The organism is Microbacterium awajiense (assembly GCF_039536545.1).
In the GTDB taxonomy this organism is placed as follows: domain Bacteria; phylum Actinomycetota; class Actinomycetes; order Actinomycetales; family Microbacteriaceae; genus Microbacterium; species Microbacterium awajiense.
The window spans coordinates 634,869-655,207 of sequence record NZ_BAAAYU010000005.1 but is presented as its reverse complement, the minus strand read 5'-3'; the positions used below and the strand labels follow the sequence as shown (position 1 = coordinate 655,207).

15 protein-coding genes are annotated in these 20,339 nt (G+C 70.8%); 10 read left to right on the top strand and 5 right to left on the bottom strand.

The genetic code is table 11. The features are described 5' to 3' along the window. Nucleotides 1-71: 71 nt before the first annotated feature. From ABD663_RS09705 to ABD663_RS09695, 3 genes are all read left to right on the top strand, one after another. The gene (locus ABD663_RS09705; RefSeq protein WP_344737926.1) at nt 72-1,103 is read left to right on the top strand and encodes a M15 family metallopeptidase; all 1,032 of its coding nucleotides are present in this window, start codon (nt 72-74) and stop codon (nt 1,101-1,103) included. A 73-nt stretch (nt 1,104-1,176) separates the two neighbouring features. Continuing rightward, complete coding sequence (locus ABD663_RS09700; RefSeq protein WP_344737924.1) at nt 1,177-2,331, top strand: polysaccharide deacetylase family protein; 1,155 nt, start codon at nt 1,177-1,179, stop codon at nt 2,329-2,331. A 133-nt stretch (nt 2,332-2,464) separates the two neighbouring features. Further along, entirely contained in the window at nt 2,465-3,628 is a 1,164-nt protein-coding gene (locus tag ABD663_RS09695; RefSeq protein ID WP_344737922.1) for an acyl-CoA dehydrogenase family protein, read from the top strand. A gap of 97 nt (nt 3,629-3,725) precedes the next feature. Here the strand turns inward: ABD663_RS09695 and ABD663_RS09690 are convergent, their stop codons facing one another. The 3 genes from ABD663_RS09690 to ABD663_RS09680 all read right to left on the bottom strand — a co-directional run bounded on the left by ABD663_RS09690 (nt 3,726) and on the right by ABD663_RS09680 (nt 6,955). Next, a complete protein-coding gene (locus ABD663_RS09690) occupies nt 3,726-4,550 on the bottom strand; it encodes an energy-coupling factor transporter transmembrane component T (RefSeq protein WP_344737920.1) in 825 nt (274 codons plus the stop codon). Beyond that, nucleotides 4,547-6,295, bottom strand: a complete 1,749-nt coding sequence (locus ABD663_RS09685; RefSeq protein WP_344737918.1) for an ABC transporter ATP-binding protein — start codon at nt 6,293-6,295, stop codon at nt 4,547-4,549. Before ABD663_RS09685 ends, ABD663_RS09690 begins: the two co-directional genes overlap by 4 nt. A gap of 81 nt (nt 6,296-6,376) precedes the next feature. Then, nucleotides 6,377-6,955 carry an ECF transporter S component gene (locus ABD663_RS09680; RefSeq protein ID WP_344737917.1) on the bottom strand — a complete coding sequence of 193 codons (579 nt, stop codon included), beginning with the start codon at nt 6,953-6,955 and terminating at the stop codon, nt 6,377-6,379. A gap of 114 nt (nt 6,956-7,069) precedes the next feature. Here ABD663_RS09680 and ABD663_RS09675 point away from each other — a divergent pair, with 114 nt between their 5' ends. Beyond that, complete coding sequence (locus ABD663_RS09675; RefSeq protein WP_344737915.1) at nt 7,070-10,102, top strand: S8 family peptidase; 3,033 nt, start codon at nt 7,070-7,072, stop codon at nt 10,100-10,102. A gap of 94 nt (nt 10,103-10,196) precedes the next feature. Here ABD663_RS09675 and ABD663_RS09670 read toward each other — a convergent pair whose 3' ends face one another. Both ABD663_RS09670 and ABD663_RS09665 read right to left on the bottom strand, forming a co-directional pair. Further along, nucleotides 10,197-11,210 (bottom strand): pirin family protein, encoded by a 1,014-nt coding sequence (locus tag ABD663_RS09670; RefSeq protein ID WP_344737912.1) that lies wholly within the window; start codon nt 11,208-11,210, stop codon nt 10,197-10,199. Between the two features lies 1 nt (nt 11,211). Next, nucleotides 11,212-11,520 carry a GNAT family N-acetyltransferase gene (locus ABD663_RS09665; RefSeq protein WP_344737910.1) on the bottom strand — a complete coding sequence of 103 codons (309 nt, stop codon included), beginning with the start codon at nt 11,518-11,520 and terminating at the stop codon, nt 11,212-11,214. 90 nt (nt 11,521-11,610) lie between these two features. Between ABD663_RS09665 and ABD663_RS09660 the strand changes: the two genes are divergently transcribed. From ABD663_RS09660 to ABD663_RS09635, 6 genes are all read left to right on the top strand, one after another. Continuing rightward, a complete protein-coding gene (locus ABD663_RS09660) occupies nt 11,611-14,211 on the top strand; it encodes a DEAD/DEAH box helicase (protein ID WP_344737908.1) in 2,601 nt (866 codons plus the stop codon). Nucleotides 14,212-14,215: 4 nt separating this feature from the next. Then, entirely contained in the window at nt 14,216-14,752 is a 537-nt protein-coding gene (locus tag ABD663_RS09655) for a DUF1697 domain-containing protein (RefSeq protein ID WP_344737906.1), read from the top strand. 109 nt (nt 14,753-14,861) lie between these two features. Then, nucleotides 14,862-16,826, top strand: coding sequence for a DNA helicase RecQ (gene recQ, locus ABD663_RS09650; RefSeq protein ID WP_344737904.1), 1,965 nt, complete (start codon nt 14,862-14,864; stop codon nt 16,824-16,826). Then, nucleotides 16,823-18,007: a hypothetical protein gene (locus ABD663_RS09645; protein WP_344737902.1), complete on the top strand. Its 1,185-nt coding sequence runs from the start codon at nt 16,823-16,825 to the stop codon at nt 18,005-18,007. Before recQ ends, ABD663_RS09645 begins: the two co-directional genes overlap by 4 nt. Next, entirely contained in the window at nt 18,004-18,567 is a 564-nt protein-coding gene (locus tag ABD663_RS09640) for a gluconokinase (RefSeq protein ID WP_344737899.1), read from the top strand. Before ABD663_RS09645 ends, ABD663_RS09640 begins: the two co-directional genes overlap by 4 nt. Nucleotides 18,568-18,609: 42 nt before the next feature. Continuing rightward, nucleotides 18,610-20,280, top strand: coding sequence for a formate--tetrahydrofolate ligase (locus ABD663_RS09635; RefSeq protein WP_344737897.1), 1,671 nt, complete (start codon nt 18,610-18,612; stop codon nt 20,278-20,280). Nucleotides 20,281-20,339: the final 59 nt, after the last annotated feature.

The window sequence follows — 20,339 nt, the reverse complement described above, 5'->3', positions numbered from 1 at the left end:
CAACGCGCATCGGATCGGATGTATCGACACCTCGAATTCCCGCGCGCCGACCTCTGGCACACAATGGCTGTGTGACGGTGCCGCCCGAGAATCCGCCCGGCCGTCGAGACGCGCCGGAGGGCGAGCTGCTCGACGGACGCGGGGCCGAGCCGCGGCATGCCGGGCGGGCGCGCGCGACGGCAGCGCTCATCCCGATCGTCGGGATCGCCGCCGTTGTCGTGCTCGTGTCGGCGGCGGCCATCACGTGGGCGACGACATCGGCTCCGCGCGACGACGCCCAGCCGTCGTCGGCGCCGCGCTATGTGCCTGCCGAGACCGTGACGAGTCTGCCCGTCCCCGACGTCACCCAGACGCCCGCCGCGGAAGATCCCTGCGCGCTCCCCGATGTCGTCGCTGCGCTCGACGCCGGCGACGACCCCGCGGTGATCGCCGCCGTCGGCGGGGGTGAGGCGTTCCGCGCGGCGGTGGCCGCCGGATCGCTGTCGTGCGTGAGTCTGAGCGACGCCGACCACGTCTGGGTCGTCGTGAACAAGCACCGCCCCCTCGACCCGATCGATCTCTGGCCCGCCGACCTCGTGGTGCCCGAAGGGGTGAGCAACCTGGTGGCCGCAGGCCTGCGTCCGGCGGCGGCGGCATCGCTGACGGCGATGGCGGACGCCGTGCGTCTCTCCGGCGCCGGCGAGATCGGGATCGCGAGCGCGTTCCGCTCGTACGGATCGCAGCAGGCCACGTACGGGCGGCACGCCGCCGAGCGCGGAGTCGCCGGAGCCGACGCCGTCAGCGCCCGCCCGGGCTACAGCGAGCACCAGTCGGGCCTCGGCGTCGATGTCGTGCCCTGCGGCAGCGGGTGCGGGACCCTCGACGATGTCGCGGGATCCCCCCAGGGGGCGTGGATCGTCGAGCACGCGTGGGAGTTCGGCTGGATCGTGCGCTACGAGGAGGGCCGGACAGACATCACCGGGTACCTGCCGGAGGCGTGGCACCTGCGCTACATCGGCCCGGAACTCGCCCGTGCGTACCACGAGGGCGGGTGGCGCTCCCTCGAGGAGTTCTTCGGCCTGGAGGCGGCTCCCGACTACCTGGATCGATCCCCGTCTCGATGACTCAATCGGACGTGGTCTTCCGCTAGAATTCCCGCGACGTCGCTGGGGGCGTCCAGGCCGGCTGGGGTGGGTCATGGGGATGAACAGAGCCGCGGACTCGGTGCGGCGACGGCGCAGGCGCCGTGCCGCGGCGATCGCGGTCGGAGCGGCATCCGTCGTGCTGATCGGCACCGCGACGACCGTCGGCATCGCGCTCGCGGGGGGAGGTGCCGCGCCGCTGCCGACGCGCACCGCTGCGGCGGCCGAGACTCCGACCCCGACGCCGACCCCCACTCCGCTGTCGCCGGCCGAGCAGCTGCTCGCAGACAGCGACGATCCGGATGCCTGTGCCGTGAGCTTCACCGGCGAGGGCATCGACCTGGACCCGATGATCCAGACGTCGGGCGCGCTCTATCACGCGCTGCCGATCCCGCCGCGCGACGGGCTCGTGTTCGCGGGCTGGTACGCGACCGCCGAGGATGCCGCCGCCTACGCGGTGCCCCAGCGCATCAACGGCGCGGACATGGTCGCGTGCACCGACCGGCAGCAGACGCTGCACGCCGCGTGGAAGACGCCCGAGGAGGTCGCGGCGCTCGACGTCGGCGTGCCGATCCTCATGTACCACCAGTTCACCACCAAGCCCGAGGGCGAGAGCGGGTGGCTGCGCGGCAACTTCGCCTACATCGGCGACTTCGACGCCCACATGGCCTACCTCGCCGACAACGACGTCTACCTGCCGACGTGGGACGAGCTGAGCGCCTTCATCGACGGGCGGCTGTTCATCCCGAAGATCTGCGTGATCGTCACCGACGACGACGGCGACGCGACGTGGACGAACCTCGCGGCGCCCGTTGTCGAGAAGCACAAGATCCTGTCGACGTCGTTCGTCATCACGTCGGCCTATCCCGGGCCTGCGCCGAACCCGTACGTGATCCAGCGCTCGCACACCCACGACATGCACACCGCCGGTGCGAACGGGCAGGGCCGGATGGTGAACTGGACCGCTGACGAGATCGCCGCAGACATGGAGAGGTCGGTCGACGTGCTCGGCGGTGTCCGCGAGGTCATGGCCTATCCGTTCGGCCACCACAACGAGACCTCCAAGGAGGGCCTGCGTCGAGCGGGTTTCGAGATGGCGCGGACCGTGGAGTGGGGATACGTGCGGGTCGGCGCCGACAAGCTCGCACTCCCGACCGTGCGCATCAACTACGGCATGGGTCTGCCCGACTTCATGGCGATCATCAACTGATGACGGCATCCCACAATCGCGGCATCCGGTACCGCCGGATGTGGCACGGAATCCCACAACGGGACCGGCTCGGCGGGCGGACGTCTGCATAGAATCACAACGGCGATGCTGCTGCCCACCCGAGAGGACGGTCATGGAACGGGACATCTACGACGAGGATCACGACGCATTCCGCGATGTCGTCAAGGAGTTCATCAAGCGATACGCGACCGAGGAGAAGCGGCGCCAGTGGGACCGCGACGGCGAGGTCGACCGCGAGACCATGCTCGCCGCAGGTGAGGCCGGCATCATCGGCCTGGCCGTTCCCGAGGAGTTCGGCGGGGCAGGAATGCTGCAGGACTACCGGTTCCGCGCGATCGTGATGGAGGAGGTCATCGGCGCCGGCCACGGCTCGCTCGCCGGCGCGCTCGGCATCCAGGACGACCTGGCGGTGCCCTACATCGTGCACATGGGCACGCAGGAGCAGAAGGAGAAGTGGCTGCCGGGCATGGCCACCGGCGAGATCCTCGGTGCCCTCGCGATGACCGAGCCGGGCGCCGGCTCCGACCTGCGCGGCATCAAGACCACCGCCAAGAAGGTCGACGGCGGCTACATCGTCAACGGCGCCAAGACCTTCATCTCGTCGGGCAAGACCGCCGACATCGTCGTCACGTTCGTCAAGACCGGTGAGGGCACCCGCCCCGATGCGTTCAGCCTGCTGATCCTCGAGGACGGCATGGAGGGGTTCGACCACAGCAAGAAGCTCGAGAAGATGGGCTTCCACGGCTGGGACACCGCGGAGATGTCGTTCAGCGACGTCTTCGTACCCGAAGAGAACCTCATCGGCGGCAAGGAGGGTCTCGGCTTCATCCAGCTCATGATGAACCTGCCCCTGGAGCGCCTGTCGATCGGGGTGGCCGCTGCGGCCGCGGGCGAAGCCGCCTTCGCCTGGACGCGCGAGTACGTCCTGAGCCGTGAGGCCTTCGGCCAGCCCATCGCCGACTTCCAGAACACGCGCTTCACCCTGGCCGACATGGCGACGACCGTGGATGTCATGTGGGCGTACGTCGACCGCGCGATGATGCTCTACAAGGACGCGAAGCTGTCGGCCGAAGAGGCGGCCAAGGTCAAGTTCTGGACCACCGATCGCGAGGCCGAGCTGCTCGACGCCGGCGTGCAGATGCACGGCGGCTACGGCTACATCACCGAGTACCCGATCGCCCGCGCCTACCTCGACGCCCGCGTGCACCGCATCTACGGCGGCACGAACGAGATCATGCGCGACCTGGTCTCGCGCCAGATCGTCGGCAAGAAGTAGTCGGTTTCCGCAGGCTTCGGCCGACATCGCCGCGCCGTCGGGATTCGGCGTGCGACGGCGATCCTCGACCGGGATGCCGATCCTGCAGCGCGTGCCCTCAGCCCAGGCCCCACGGGAAGAACACCGCGAAGATCGTGGCGGATGCCGCGAAGAACGCGAGCACGAACACGGTGTCGCGGGTGCGCCACGGCACGAGGTGGCGCTCGGTGCGATCGGGGAAGGCGCCGAAGGCGCGGGCGTCCATCGCCAGACCCACTCGTTCGGCATGGCGGATCGCGCCAGCCAGCAGCGGCACGACATAGCCGAACCAGCGGGCGAGGGCTGCGAACGGCCCGCGTCCGCCGTGTGCACCGCGCACGCGGTGAGCCTGACGGATCACCTCGAGCTCGTGGCCGAACCGCGGCACGAAGCGAAAGGCCGCCAGAGCGGTGTAGCCGACGCGGTAGGGCACGCGCAGCTGCTGCACCGTCGCCCGCACCAGGTCCGGTCCTGACGTCGTGAGCCCGGCGATCAACGCGAGGGCGACCATCGCGGCCAGGCGCACGGCCGTGGCGTAGCCGATCGCGAGGGCGCCCGCGTACAGGCTCCAGGGGCCCAGCTGCAGCACGAGTGCGGTGTCGTCGACCAACGCGGCATCCGTCCACGCGGCCAGACCCGCACCGAGCAGCACGATCGCAGCCGGAAGGCCGACCAGCAGGAGCATCGCGCTGCGCGCCGCGAACCGAGACCCGACCAGCAGCACCGCGTACGCGAGCGCGAGCATCGCGAGCGGCGTGATGAGGTCGCGCACGAACACGAGCACGATGATCGCCGGCACGACCGCTGCGATCTTCGCCAGGGGGTTGAGCGCGTACAGGAAGCGGCGTGATCCGGTCGGCTCGAGGTCGGCGTAGGGGTCGCCCACCATGATCGGCGCGGTCATCGGGCACCGCCCGGCAGGTCTCTCCAGCGCGTGACCTTCGCCAGGTCGGTGTGGGCGGTCAGGCCGTGCAGGGCCTGCCGCAGCGGCGGCAACCGCAGCCCCGCACGCGCGACGAGCTCGGCATCGTCGAACACGGCCGCCGTGGCATCCGCGGCCAGGAGCCGACCGTCGCCCAGCACGATCGTGCGATCGGCGTACTCGGTGACCAGCTGCATGTCATGGGTGACGATGACCACGGTGGTGCCCTGCTGGTTCAACTCCTCGAGCAGACCGAGCAGCTGGTCGGCCCGGGCACGATCCTGACCGAACGTGGGTTCGTCGAGCAGCAGAAGCGGCGCACCCGCGATGAGCGCGGTGCCCACCGAGAGGCGCCTCTTCTGGCCCCCCGACAGCAGGAACGGGTGCACATGGGCCTTCGCGGTGAGCCCGAGGCGCTCGAGGACCGCGTCGGTGCGGATGCGCACCTCGTCTTCGGGGAGTCTCTGCAGCCGCAGTCCGTGCGCGAGCTCGTCATGGACCGTATGCGAGATGAATTGATGCTCGGGGTTCTGGAAGACGAATCCCACTTGGCGCGCCAGTGTGCGCGGGTCGGTGCGGGCCGGGTCGACCCCCCCGAGGGACACGGCGCCGCGCGGGGGGCGCACGACCCCTGCGATCGCCTGGATCAGGCTCGTCTTGCCCGACCCGTTGGCGCCGACGATCGCCGTGAAGGATCCCGTCGGCACGTCGAGATCGACACTCTCCAGCACGACCGTTCCGCCGCGGCGCACGGTGAGCCCCCGCACGCGCACGGCGGTCGCGTCCCGCCCGGCATCGGGGCTGCTCGCGGGAGACGGGGCGTGCGACGCCGGCGGTGCTGAGCTCTCGAGCGCGTCGCGCAACTCGCCGGGAGTGAGCGGCAGCGGGTCGAGCCGGTAGCCGGCGCGGCGCAACCGCAGCGCCGCGATCGTCGAGGTGGGCAGCCACACGCCGAGCGCGTGAAGCTCGTCGGCCCGCTCGCGCAGCACGGCGTCGACCGGACCATCGGCGACCGTGCGCCCGGTCGCGTCCAGGGCGACCACGCGTGTGACGACGTCGATCGCGGCGTCGAGATTGTGCTCGATGAGCACGATCGCCCGGTCGCCGTGCGCCGCGATCTGCGCCAGTGCCTCGTACACGTCCTCGATGCCGATGGGATCGAGGTTGGCGGTCGGTTCGTCGAGCACCATCAGGGCCGAACCGAGCGCGAGCACGCACGCGATGGCGAGGCGCTGGCGCCCGCCGCCCGACAGCACGTCGGGGTTCTCCCGGCGTCGCTCCCACAGCCCCACTGTGCGCAGGGCTGCTTCGCTGCGCGCGAGCACCTCGGCCACCGGCATCCGCAGATTCTCCGGACCGAAGGCGACCTCGTCGAGGATCGTGCCGGTCACCAGCTGCGCGTCGGGATCCTGGAACACCATGCCGACGACCGTGCTGAGCCTGGCCACCGGCGTGGACGCCGCCGGCAGCCCGGCGATCGATACGACACCTGCGACCTCCGCCGGCACGTCGTGGGGGATGAGGCCGTTCAGCGCGAGGGCGAGCGTGGACTTGCCCGCACCGCTGGGCCCCAGCACGAGCACGACCTCTCCGCGCGCCACCGAGAACGAGGCATCCGCCGGCGTCGGGGCGTGCTCGCCGTCGTGCGTGACGGCCAGGTGCTCGACCCGCAGCAGCGGTGCGTCGACGGGCACGTCGGACGACGCGTGCGGTGCGGTGGCGGTCACGGGGCTCCCGGGGGATCGGCACCCCCCAACTTAGTCGACCCTAACCTGCAGCCGGAGTGATGCCCGACGGCGTTCGCGGCGTCAGCGACGCACAGGCCGCGCGACGCCGGCACGCCGCAGCGCCGCGCCGATGCCGAGGCCCACGGCGGTCCACACGATGGGGCCCAGCAGCGACAGCCCGAGGTAGACGAGCTGAGCCCACACCGGAAGCGCCGACAGGTGGGCGGCGAAGTAGACCGCCGCGGCGACGACCACGCCGATGATCGCGCCGGAGATGAAGAATCGCCACGCGGCCCATGACCGGTAGCGCACCCCGGCGGCCACCAGCTCCTGGATGCCGCCGAACAGCACCGCGGTGCCGAGGAACTGCAGCGCGTACGGGGGCGCGACCGCCGATGACGCGAGCGCGGCGAGCAGGTGCGTGATCAGTGCGACCCAGGGCAGGCGCAGCGCCTCCTGCGCGATGATGCCGGGTAGCACGTGCACGCCGAGGAGGAAGCCGTAGACGATCGGAACCGTCGCGATGACGGGAACGGCGAGCCACCCTTCGACGCCGCCGAGCAGACCGGTCGCGACGCCGATGGCCGCGCACGTGAGCAGAACGCGCGTCGACAGTCGGGATGCCTGGGCCACCTGCACAAGCGTAGTGGCGACTCTCACACGATTCTCATCGGGCCGGTCACCTGGGAGACGGCTGTGAGTTAGTTTGGTGAGGGTCGGTCGTCGAGGACGTCCGCGCACCAGAACACGACCACATCGCTGGAGGACCACATCATGGGTCGAACCTCCGTGAGAGCAGCCGCGGTGCTCACCGTCGCCGCGCTGCTCACCGGGACCGCGAGCGCCGCATTCGGCGCCGAGTCGGTCGAGGAGGTGACCATCCCGACGCCTGTCGACGCGACCGGCGGACAGTACATCGTCGTCCTCGACGAAGAGCCCCTGGCCGGCTACGAGGGCGGAGTGCCCGGCATCGCGCCGACCAAGCCGTCGAAGGGCGACAAGCTCGACGCGCACACCAGCAACGCGCGGAAGTACATCGCGCACCTCGCGAAGAAGCAGGGCGAGATCGCCGACGACGCCGGAGTGACCCCGGATGCCGCGTACCAGGTGACCTTCAACGGCTTCAGCGCCGCTCTCACCGGTGACCAGGTCGCCGAACTGCGTGCGACCAAGGGCGTCATCGGGGTGTACCCCGATGAGATCCGCCACCCCACCGCGGCGCAGCAGGGCACCGAGTTCCTCGGCCTCGAGGGCGGCAGTGGCGTGTGGGATGCCGTCGGAGGCACCGCCGAAGCGGGCGAGGGCGTGGTGGTCGGCGTGATCGACACCGGCATCTCGCCGGACAACCCCTCGTTCGCCGGCGACAAGCTCGGCTCGAAGAGAAGCGAGGAGCCGTTCCTGCAGGGCAACACGATCGTCTTCGAGAAGTCCGACGGCACGCAGTTCCGCAGCGAGAGGATGCGCGGCCAGAACTGGAGCAGCCAGGACTACTCCACCAAGCTGATCGGCGCGCAGTACTTCTCGTCGGGCGCGAAGGCGGCCGGCTTCAAGTTCACCTCCGACTTCCTGTCGCCGCGCGACGGCGACGGCCACGGCTCGCACACCGCGAGTACTGCAGCGGGCAACCACGGCGTCGAGGCCAGCATCGAGGGCATCGACTTCGGTGCGATCTCGGGTGTCGCCCCCGCGGCCAAGATCGCGTCGTACAAGGCGTGCTGGGTCGGTCCCGACCCGCTGTCGACCGACGACGACATCTGCGCGACGAGCGATCTGCTCGCCGCGATCGACCAGGCGGTCGCCGACGGCGTCGACGTCATCAACTACTCGATCGGCGGCGGTTCGGCGACATCGATCCTCGCCGTCGACGATGTGTCGTTCTTCTACGCCGCGATCGCGGGTGTCTTCGTCTCGGCGAGCGCGGGCAATTCCGGCCCGGGCGCCTCGACTGCCGACCACGCGTCCCCCTGGTACACGACCGTGGCCGCATCGACCATCCCGACGTGGGAGGGCACCGTCGAGCTGCCGAACGGCGACGCCTTCGCGGGTGCCTCGGTGACCGTTCCCTTCGGTGATTCCCTCACCGGCGCTGCGGTCTACGCCGGTGACATCCCGGCATCCGGCGTCGCAGCGGAAGAGGCCGCGCTGTGCACCCTCGGGTCGATCGACCCGGCCGCAGCGGCGGGGAAGATCGTGGTGTGCGACCGAGGCGTCATCGCCCGCGTCGAGAAGTCCCAGGCGGTCGACGAGGCCGGCGGCATCGGCATGGTGCTGGTGAACGTCACCCCTGGCAGCCTCGACAACGACTTCCACTCGGTGCCCACGGTGCACGTGGCCGACACCGCGCGCGACGCGATCGTCGACTACGTGCAGGGCGCCGCATCGCCGGAACTCACCCTCGTCGGCGAGAACACGACCGGCATCGAGACCCCGGTGCCCCAGGTGGCCGGATTCTCGAGCCGGGGCCCGATGCTCGCCGACGGCAGCGATGTGATCAAGCCCGACATCAGCGCGCCCGGTGTCGCGATCCTCGCCGCCACGCACAACGCGAAGAACACGGCGCCGACCTACGGCATCCTGTCGGGCACGTCGATGTCGGCACCGCACATCGCGGGCCTGGCGGCGCTGTACCTCGGTGAGCGGCCGCTGGCCACGCCTGCCGAGATCAAATCGGCGATGATGACCACCGCGTACGACACCGTCGATGCCGAGGGCGCCGCGGCCACCGATCCGTTCGCCCAGGGCGCCGGCCACGTCGACCCGACGCGGTTCTTCGAGCCGGGTCTGCTGTACCTGCAGGGTGCGCTCGACTGGGCGGCCTACATCGAGGCGGCGCTCGGCGAGGATGTGTTCGCGGGCGTCGACCCGATGGACGACCCGAGCAACCTCAACCTCGCCTCGATCGGCATCGGCAAGCTCGCCGGCCCGCAGATGGTCACCCGCACCGTGACCGCGACGGCCGACGGCAGCTACACCGCCTCGGTGAGCGGCGTCGACGGCATCGCCGTCGAGGTCAGCCCGTCGAGCTTCACGATCTCCGAGGGCGAGACCCAGGAGATCGAGATCTCGTTCGCGCTGACCGAGTCGACCGAGACCGAGGCGTGGGCGACGGGCTCGCTGACCCTGACGTCGGACGACGCGACGGTCCGCTCGCCGATCGCGGTGTTCCCGGTGACGGCTGACGCTCCCGAAGAGGTCGCCGGCGCGGTCGAGGACGGCTCGGCGGTGGTCGACATCATCCCGGGCCTGAGCGGAGACCTGCCGCTGAATCTGAGCGGTCTCACGCCGATGGAGCTGTTGGTCGACTCGGCGAACCCGGTCGACGGCCACTCCGGTGACGAGAACTCGGGCGACGCCGCGGGTGACATCGCCTGGATCGTCGACATCCCGACGGGGATCGAACTGTCGCGGTTCACACTGGACTCGTCGGACGACGTCGGCAGCGACCTCGACCTGTTCGTGTACCACGTCGTGAGCCCCGCCGACCTGCGCTACTACGACGTCTGGTACTCGGCGTCGGGGTCGGCCGACGAGGAGGTCACGCTGACCCTCCCCGAGGCGGGCACGTACCTGGTCATCGCGAACATGTACTCCACGACGGGACCGACCACGTGGGATCTGTGGATGGCGAACGTCGCCACCGGCGCGTCGGACGGCGGCTTCGCAGCCGCCCCGAACCCGCTGGCCGTCACGCTCGGCGAGCCGGCGTCGTACGAGCTGCAATGGTCGGGACTCGACGCCGACGGCCGCTACCTCGGTGTCGTGCAGTACGGCGACTCGGCGGTGCGCACGATCGTCACCGTCGACTAGCGACCGATAGGAGCACGCGCGCCCCGGGTGACGACCCGGGGCGCGCGGCATGTGCGGGCCGGACCTCGTGGTGCCCGGCGCCGAGCGCTGCGCGTCAGATGCGGCGACGTCGGCGGGCCAGGCGCACGCCCGGCAGCGGCGGCGCGGGCACGCGTTCGTCGCCGTGGTCGACGACGTGCCCGAACCGCTCGGCGCCGTCCTCCCACGCTGCGCGCGCGTCGGCGATCTCCTCGTGGGTGCGTCCGACGAAGTTCCACCACATGACGATGTCGTCCTCGAACGGCTCCCCGCCCATCAGGAACACCGTGGCATCGATCTCGGACGTGAGCGTGATCGACGTGCGACGGGTTCCCAGGTAGAGCAGGTGCATGTCGGCGACGGTGACGGCGTCCGATGCATCGCCGGGACTCGGCGCAGCCGCGGCGACGGAGGGTGCCACCGACACCTCGCCGTCGATCCCCACCAGCGCGTGCTCCCACTCGGGTCGCAGTGGCACCTCGACGCGCGTGCCGGCCGCGAGATGCAGCTCGACGCCGACGATCGGGGTGTAGACGTTCGCCGGCGACACTGCGCCGGCGAACTCGCCGACGATCACGGCCGCGTGAGCCGCGCCGCCGACGACGTCCAGCTCGACATGCGGCAGGTCCTCATGCCGCTCGAACGCCGGGGGTCCATGCCGCCGCGACTCGGGCAGCGCGATCCACAGCTGCAGCACGTCGAGCGGGACCGGCTCGTCTCCGACCGAGTACTCGGAGTGCGCGATACCCGCTCCGCTGGTCATGATGTTCAGCGCGCCGCGCCGGACGACGACGTCGCTGCCCACCGAATCGCGGTGGCGCACCTCGCCGAGGAACGGCCACGTCACCGTCTGCAGACCGATGTGCGGATGCGGCTCCACGCGCATTCGCGTGCGCTGCGGTCCGAAGCGGTCGAGGAAGCACCACGCACCCACCAGCGGCAGGTCGCGCTGCGGCAGCGCACGGTGCACCTCCATCGCGCGGACCCCGCCCAGCGGCACCGACCGGGCTTCCATCAGCAGCAGACGGGGTCCGTCGCAGGCAGCGGGCGTCTCGTCGGCGATCGCGGTATCGGTGTCGAGCCGGGTCATGTCACTCGGGATGCTGCTCGCGGGGCCAGGCGATCTCGAGGCCTTCGACCTCGTTCTCGCGCAGGTACTTCGACACGAGCGGGCAGTGCGGCACGACCGTCTCGCCCCGCGCGGCGACGTCGGCCATCGCATCGGCGACGAGGGTCGTCGCGAGCCCGCGCCCACGGAAGGCCGGGTCGATCTCGGTGTGCGGGAACGACAGCCGGCCCTGCGAGTCGGGCCGGAACACGGTGTAGCCGGCGCGCACGTCGCCCACATGGATGTCGTAGCGCCCCTCGGCGCGGGTCACGGTGATGGTGTCGTCGGTCACTCGGTCGCCTTCCGTCGATGAACTCAACGTACGGCGAGCCCGGTCGATTCCGCCACCGGTGTCCAGCGCCGGGCCTGGCAGACTCGGGGGATGCCCGTCTCGTTGATCGATGCCGTCCCGCGCGGTGCCGACGCGGATGCCGCGTACGCCGGATTCGTCGACTGGGCCGCCGACCGGGGTCTGGTGCTCTACCCCGCGCAGGACGAAGCCGTGATCGAGATCGTCTCGGGCGCGCACGTGATCCTGTCGACCCCCACGGGCACGGGCAAGTCGCTCGTCGCGATCGCGGCGCACGCGGCATCCCTCGCCGCCGGCGTCCGCTCGTACTACACCGCGCCGATCAAAGCCCTCGTGAGCGAGAAGTTCTTCGCGCTGGTCGAGATCTTCGGCGCCGAGAACGTCGGGATGGTCACGGGCGACTCGTCGGTGAACCCGGATGCGCCCATCGTGTGCTGCACGGCCGAGATCCTGGCGAACCGCGCGCTGCGCCGGGGCGCCGACGCCGACGTCGGCCAGGTCGTGATGGACGAGTTCCACTATTACGGCGACCCCGACCGCGGCTGGGCGTGGCAGGTGCCGCTGCTGACGCTCACGGCCGCCCAGTTCGTGCTCATGTCGGCGACGCTCGGCGACGTCACGGCGATCGCCGACGACCTCGAGCGCCGCACCGGCCGCGCCGTGGCGCGGGTGACGGGCGTCGAGCGACCGGTGCCGCTGCACTTCTCCTATGAGCGGCGTCCCGTGCACGACGTGGTCTCGCGGTTGCTGGACGACGGCGAGGCGCCGGTCTACATCGTGCACTTCTCGCAGGCGGCCGCGCTCGAGCGGGCGCAGGCGCTGTCGTCGATGCGCGTCGCCTCGCGAGAGCAGCGCGACGCGATCGCAGACGCGATCGGCGGCTTCCGCTTCACGACCGGATTCGGCAAGACGTTGTCGCGGCTCGTGCGCGCGGGTATCGGCGTGCACCACGCGGGCATGCTGCCGCGGTACCGTCGTCTCGTCGAGACCCTGGCCCAGCGTGGCCTGCTGAAGGTCATCTGCGGCACCGACACCCTCGGCGTGGGGATCAACGTGCCGATCCGCACGGTCATGATCACCGCGCTGTCGAAGTTCGACGGCACACGGATGCGGCAGCTCTCCGCGCGCGAGTTCCACCAGGTCGCCGGCCGGGCGGGCCGTGCCGGGTTCGACACGCATGGGAACGTCGTGGTGATGGCGCCGGAGTGGGAGATCGAGAACGCCGTCGCACTCGCCAAGGCCGGTGATGATCCCGCAAAGCGCAAGAAGATCGTGCGGAAGAAGGCGCCGACCGGCGTCGTCAACTGGGGTGAGGGATCGTTCGAACGGCTCGTGGAGGCATCCCCTGAACCTCTCGAGCCGCAGTTGCAGCTCACGGCGGCGATGCTCATCAACGTCATCGCGCGCGGCGGCGACGTCTTCGCCGACGTGCGATCGCTCGTCTTCGACAACCACGAGCCCCGCGCGCGACGCTACGAATTGGCTCGCCGGGCGCTGGCGATCTTCCGCACGCTCGTGGTCGCCGGCATCGTCGAGGTCGACCGGACGCGCTCGCCGGCCGGCATCCGCCTCACGGTGGACCTGCAGCCCGACTTCGCGCTCAACCAGCCGCTGTCGCCGTTCGCGCTTGCGGCTATCGCGCTGCTCGACCCCGAGGAGCACACGAACCTCGGAGAATCGCGCGAACTTCGCAGCGATGCGCCGGAATCCTCCGAAGTTCGCGAAGATCTCCGAACTTCGCGAGCGGTGACCGCGGGCACCGGACACTACGCGCTCGATGTCGTGAGCGTCATCGAGGCGACCCTCGACGATCCGCGGGCCATCCTGTCGCAGCAGGAGTACCGTGCGCGCGGCGAGGCCGTCGGAGCGATGAAGCGCGACGGCATCGAGTACGACGAGCGGATGGAGCTGCTCGAGGAGATCACCTACCCCAAGCCGCTCGAAGAGCTGCTCGCGCAGTCGTACGAGGTCTTCGCGCAGAGCCAGCCCTGGGTGCGCGACTTCGAGCTGTCGCCGAAGTCGGTGGTGCGCGACATGTTCGAGCGGGCGCTGTCGTTCTCGGAGTTCGTGTCGTTCTACCAGCTCGCCCGCAGCGAGGGGCTCGTGCTGCGCTACCTCAGCGACGCCTACCGGGCCATTCGCCAGACCGTGCCGACCGAGGCGCAGACCGAGTCGCTGCGCGACCTCGTCGCGTGGCTCGGCGAGCTCGTGCGGCAGGTGGATTCGAGCCTGGTCGACGAGTGGGAGGCGCTGATCAACCCGACGGACGACCCGGAAGCCCCCGTGGTTCCGCCCGCGCCGCCGTCGGTGCTCGACAACCGGCGCGCCTTCGGCGTGCTGGTGCGCAACGAGCTGTTCCGCCGGGTGCAGCTCGCGGCGCTGCAGGACGACGACGCGCTGGTCGACCTCGACCCCGACGTCGACTGGCCCGAGGCGCTCGACAGGTACTACGACGACCATGACGAGATCCTCACCGGCGGACCCGCCCGGTCGGCGGCCCTCGTGTCGATCGACGAAGCGGATGCCGCGGCATCCGGGCACTGGACCATCGAGCAGACCATCGACGATCCCGCCGGCGACCACGACTGGCGCATCCGCGGGGTGGTCGACCTCGCGGCCTCGGAGGAGGCCGGCACAGCGGTGGTGCGGATCACCGAGGTCGTGCGACTGTAGGTCGATGGCGACGTACCTGGCGTTCCTGCGGGCGATCAACCTCGGACCGACGCGGAAGTTCCCGAAGGACGACATCCGTCGCGCCGTCGAGAGCGTCGGCTTCACTGGCGTCGAGACGCACATCGCGAGCGGCAACGTGCGCTTCGACACCCGCATGCGCTCACGCGCGAAGATCGAGCGGACGCTCGAAGAGGCCTTCGCGGCCGACCGTGGCTTCGCGGTGCCGACGATCTCGTACTCGGCGGCCGAGTTCGCCGACCTGGCCGCCGTCGCCGCCGCGCTCAATGCGCAGCATCCGGGTCTCGCACGTCACTACGTCTACCTGCTGAAGGATGCCCCGTCGCCTGCGCTCGCGCGCGAGGTCGAAGGCACGAGTTCGGCCAAGGGTGACATGGTCGTGCGGGGTCGCGCGGCCCACGCGCTGCTCAGACCCGGCTACCAGGACGGGAAGGTCGACCCTCTCGGCGCCGCCACGCTGCTCGAGCCCGCGACCAACCGCAACCTCGCGGTCGTGACCACCGTCGCGGCGAAGTGGTGCTGACGTCCGCCCCGCCCCTTCCCTCCGCCCTTTCTGTGCGCTGGGCCGGGGGTGCGGGTGAGGTGTGGACGTGCGTGGGCGGGGGTCGGTGCGCGCGGCTAGCCTGGTGGGGATGACCGATCCGCAGGGTGACCCGTACGCCGGGCTGGTGTGGGACCCCGACGACTTCGCGCCGCCGCCGGATGACGCCGAGGCGCCGCCGCCCTTCGACGCGCCGGCGCTCGACCAGCCTCCCCCGTTCGAGGCATCCGCTCGTGACGACCACACCGGGGGCGATCCCCGTGACGTGCTGCGCGAGGTCTACGGCTACGACGGGTTCCGCGGCGACCAGGCGGCGATCATCGAGCACGTCGTCGGGGGCGGCGACGCGGTCGTGCTCATGCCCACGGGCGCAGGCAAGAGCGTGACGTACCAGGTGCCCGCGCTCGTGCGTCCCGGCACCGGGCTCGTCATCAGCCCGCTCATCGCGCTCATGCACGACCAGGTCGACGCGCTCGTGGCCAACGGTGTGCATGCGGCCTACCTCAACTCGACGCAGACGCCTGCCGAGCGCGCCGGCGTGGAGCGCGCCTATCTGTCGGGCGATCTCGACCTGCTCTACGTCGCACCCGAGCGGCTGTCGGTCGCTTCGACGTCGGCGCTGCTGCAACGGGGCCGCTTGAGCGTCATCGCGATCGACGAGGCGCACTGCGTGTCGCAATGGGGCCACGACTTCCGCCCCGACTACCTCGCGCTGGGCGATCTCGCCGAGCGGTTCCCCGGCGTCCCCCGCATGGCGCTGACCGCGACGGCGACTCGCGAAACCCACCGCGAACTGACCGAGCGACTGCGACTGTCCGATGCCCGGCACTTCGTGGCGAGCTTCGACCGGCCCAACATCCAGTACCGCATCGAGCCGAAAGTCGACCCGCGCCGCCAGCTGCTGGCATTCGTGCGAGCGCAGGGCGAGGGGGCGGCCGGCATCGTCTACGCCCTCACCCGCAAGAGCGTCGAGCAGACCGCCGCGTTCCTGCAGGGGCAGGGCATCGATGCGCTCCCGTACCACGCGGGCCTGCCCGCCGAGACGCGGGCCGCGAATCAGTCGCGGTTCCTGCGCGACGACGGCGTGGTGATGGTCGCGACGATCGCCTTCGGAATGGGAATCGACAAGCCCGACGTGCGATTCGTCGCCCACATCGACCTGCCGAAGTCGGTCGAGGGCTACTACCAGGAGACCGGCCGCGCCGGCCGCGACGGCGAGCCGGCCACGGCGTGGATGGCGTACGGGCTCGGCGATGTGGTGCAGCAGCGGCGGCTCATCGACGCGTCACCCGGCGATCGCTCCTACAAGATGCGTCTCGGTCAGCATCTCGACGCGATGCTCGCGCTGTGCGAGACGGTCGGTTGCCGCCGGCAGAACCTGCTCGGCTATTTCGGCGAGCCATCGGCGGCGTGCGGCAACTGCGACACGTGTCTCGAGCCTCCCGACACGTGGGACGGCCTCGTGCCCGCCCAGAAGCTGCTCTCGACGATCGTGCGACTGCAGCGCGAGCGCGGCCAGTCGTTCGGCGCCGGACACCTCATCGACATCCTGCGCGGCGCCGGCACCGAGCGCATCCGCCAGCAGGGGCACGACACGCTCACCACCTACGGCATCGGAGCGGATCTCAGCGACCAGGAGTGGCGCAGCGTCGTGCGTCAGCTGCTTGCACGCGGCATCCTCGTCGCACGCGGTGAGTACGGCACGCTCGCACTGGCCGAACCCGCCGGCGCCGTTCTCAAGGGCGAGGCCCAGGTTCCGCTGCGCCGCGACGTGCTCACGCGGGCGACCTCGTCGCGACAGCGTCGCCCGTCGGCGTCCGAGACACTGGATGCCGCGGATCAGCCGGTCTTCGAGGCGTTGCGGGCATGGCGTGCCGAGACGGCGCGTGAACTGGGCGTGCCCGCCTACATCGTGTTCGGTGATGCCACGCTGCGCGCGCTCGCCGAGACGCGGCCCGAGGGATTGGGCGATCTCGACGGCATCACCGGGATCGGAGCGAAGAAGCGCGAGGCGTACGGCGAAGCCGTGCTCGAGGTCGTGGCGGCGGCGTCGTGACCCAGCTGACCGAGGATCCGCAGCGCACCGTGCCGTACGGGGCGGTGTTCGCGCCCGCTCCGCCGCGGCGGCGGGCCTGGCCGTGGATCCTGGTTGTCGGCCTCGTCGCGCTCCTCGCCGTCGGCGCCGCGGCGGTCCACGTCTGGGCGAACCTGTCCTTCGACCAGGCCCACGCCTCGGCCGCGCAGGCGGCCGTGGTGTACGAGGGGACGGCCGAGTCGGCCCGCGTGGCGGCGGACGGCGGCGCCACCGAGGTGTCGGCGGCGTCGTCGATCATCGCGTCGGCCGTCGACGACCTCGTCGACGCGAGCGCGCGGGCCGAGCTCGCCGAGGCGGCCGGTCAGCTGGATGACGCCGTCGACGAGGCCGAGCAGCTGCTGGACGTCACCGCACCCGCCGTCGACGTGGCGAAGCCCGCATGGCCGTGGGAGCTGTTCGCTGCGGCATCCGATCTCGACGAGGCGGCTCCGGCGCTGCGCGCCCAGGCCGACGGACTCGGTGCCGTCGCCGGCGCGGTCGACGCCGAGTCGGACGCCCTGACCGCGGCCGCGGTGCAGCTCTACGCGAGTGTTCCGGCGGCCGCCGACGCGCTCGAAGCAGAGCACATCTCGGCGCGCGCCACCGTCATGCTCGACTTCGTCGAGGCGGCCCAGCGCGCGGCCGGTCAGGAGCGGGCGGGTTCGGGTGCCGAACTCGCCTTCACCGCGTATGCGAACGCGGCCGAAGCCCTGCAGACCTCGTCGGCGGCGGAACTCGCCGAGAAGGCCGGACCGCTGTTGGAGACCCGGCTGACCATCGAGGAGTACGCGCGCTCGATCGCGGGCGGTGTCACGCTCGACTTCGACTGGGCGCCCGTGGTCAACGGTGTCGGCGGATTCCTCGGCATGGCGGGAACCGCGACGTGGAACACCGGACGCGGCGGCTTCTCCACCATCACGCTCTCGGACTCGGTCGCGACCAACTGGCCGTCGCTCGACGCGCAGGCGCTCGTCACGCACGAGGTCGGGCATGCGATCACGTCGAAGTGCAGCGACCTGTTCGACTCCGACGACCCCGACCAGAACGAGCTGTGGGCGACCGCGTGGGCGATCAGCATGGGCTTCGACACCCCCGGCAACGGCACGCAGGCGTACGGCTACCCGCCACAGGAGCTCATCGACATCGCGGCGACCTGTCGATGACCGCCGTTGACGGACGCACCGCGCCGCCCCGCATCGTCGTGATGGGGGTCTCGGCGGCGGGCAAGACCTCGGTCGGCGTCGCGATCGCCGCTCGACTGGAGGTGGACTTCCAGGATGCCGACGACCTGCATCCTTCGGCGAACCGCGACAAGATGAGCGCGGGGATCCCGCTCACCGACGCCGACCGCGGGCCGTGGCTCGACCGGGTCGGCCGGGCGCTCGCCGCGGCGCCGGGTCTGGTGATGGCCTGCTCTGCGCTGCGCCGGTCGTATCGCGACCGTCTGCGCGCCGTCGCGCCGGACGCGGTGTTCGTTCACCTGACCGGGCCGCCGGCGCTGCTGGCGGCGCGCGCTCGTGCCCGAACCGGGCACTTCATGCCACCCGCGCTTCTGGTATCGCAGCTCGAGACGCTCGAACCGCTCGCTCCGGACGAGGGCGGGGTCGTGCTCGACGTCACGGCTTCGGTCGACGATCTCGCCGAGTCGGCTGTGCGGTGGGTCCTCGCCTCCCGCGCACCGGACGCACCCCCGGGGCCCGTCCGGTCGGCGCCGCCCACGTAGGCTGGCGAGGCGGCGACGAGGCCGCAGAAGGAGCCGGTGACGATGCCGAGCAACATCGAGATCGCCCAGGCCGCCACGATGCGGCCGATCACCGAGATCGCCGAAGGGCTGGGCATCCCCGACGAGGCGTTGGAGCCATACGGCCGCCACAAGGCGAAGGTCTCACTGCCCTTTCTCAACGGTCTGCCCCGACGACCGGGAAGCCGGCTCGTGCTGGTCACGGCGGTGTCACCGACACCTGCCGGCGAGGGCAAGACGACGACGACGGTCGGGCTCGGCGACGCGCTGACGCGGATCGGCGAAGACGCCATGATCTGCCTGCGCGAGCCCGCGCTCGGGCCGGTGTTCGGCATGAAGGGCGGCGCCGCCGGCGGCGGCCACGCCCAGGTCGTCCCGATGGAGGACATCAATCTGCACTTCACCGGCGACTTCGCCGCGATCGGCGTCGCCACCAATCTGCTCGCCGCCCTCATCGACAACCACGTGCACCACGGCAATGCGCTCGGCATCGACGTGCGCCGCGTGACGTGGCGCCGCGTGCTCGACGTGAACGACCGGGCGCTGCGCGACGTCGTCGTCGGCCTCGGCGGACCGGGCAACGGCTATCCCCGCGAGTCGGGCTTCGACATCGTCGTCGCGTCCGAGGTGATGGCGGTGTTCTGTCTTGCGTCGGACCTCGCCGACCTCAAGCGTCGTCTCGGCGACATCGTCGTCGCCCAGACGCGCGAGCGCACCCCGGTACGCGCGCGCGACCTCGACGCGCAGGGCGCGATGGCCGCGATCCTGCGCGACGCGCTCTCACCCAACCTCGTGCAGACGCTCGAGCACACCCCGGCGTTCGTGCACGGCGGGCCCTTCGCCAACATCGCGCACGGGTGCAACTCGGCGATCGCGACGCGCTCGGCGCTCAAGCTCGCCGACTACGTGGTGACCGAGGCCGGCTTCGGCGCCGATCTGGGCGCCGAGAAGTTCGTCGACATCCTCTGCCGGTCGACGGGCCTCAGGCCCTCGGCGGCGGTGATCGTCGCAACCGTGCGCGCCATGAAGTACCACGGCGGCGTCGAGGTCGCCGACCTGCCGGTCGAAGATGTGGCCGCCCTGCGACGGGGGTGTGCGAACATCGCGCGGCACCTCTCGACGGTGCGCGAGACATGGGGCATCCCGGCGGTCGTCGCGATCAATCATCGTGCCGAAGACACGGATGCCGAGGTTCAGGCGCTCGTCGAAGAAGTGCAGGCGGCCGGGGGCCGTGCCATCGTCGCGCGCCACTACGCAGAGGGAGGGGCCGGTGCCGAGGAGCTCGCGCGCGCGGTCGTCGAACTGTGCGACCAGCCGTCGGAACTCGCCTTCACCTATCCCGACGACGCGCCGCTGTGGCAGAAGATGAGGGCGATCGCGACGCGGGTGTACGGGGCATCCGACATCACCGCGAGCACGGCGGTGCGCGCTCAGATCCGGCGGCTCCAGGAGGACGGCTACGGGCACCTGCCGGTGTGCGTCGCCAAGACGCAGTACTCGTTCTCGACCGACGGGAAGCTGCGCGGTGCGCCCAGCGATCACGTCGTCGACATCCGCGAGGTGCGCCTGGCCGCCGGCGCCGGTTTCGTGGTCATGATCTGCGGCGACATCATGACCATGCCGGGGCTTCCGGCCGTACCGGCGGCGGCGACCATCGACGTCGAGGATGACGGGCGCATCGTCGGCCTGTTCTGACCGATGCCGTCGCGTAGACATCGGCGCCTCGCACACAGTTGAAAACCAAATGACATTCG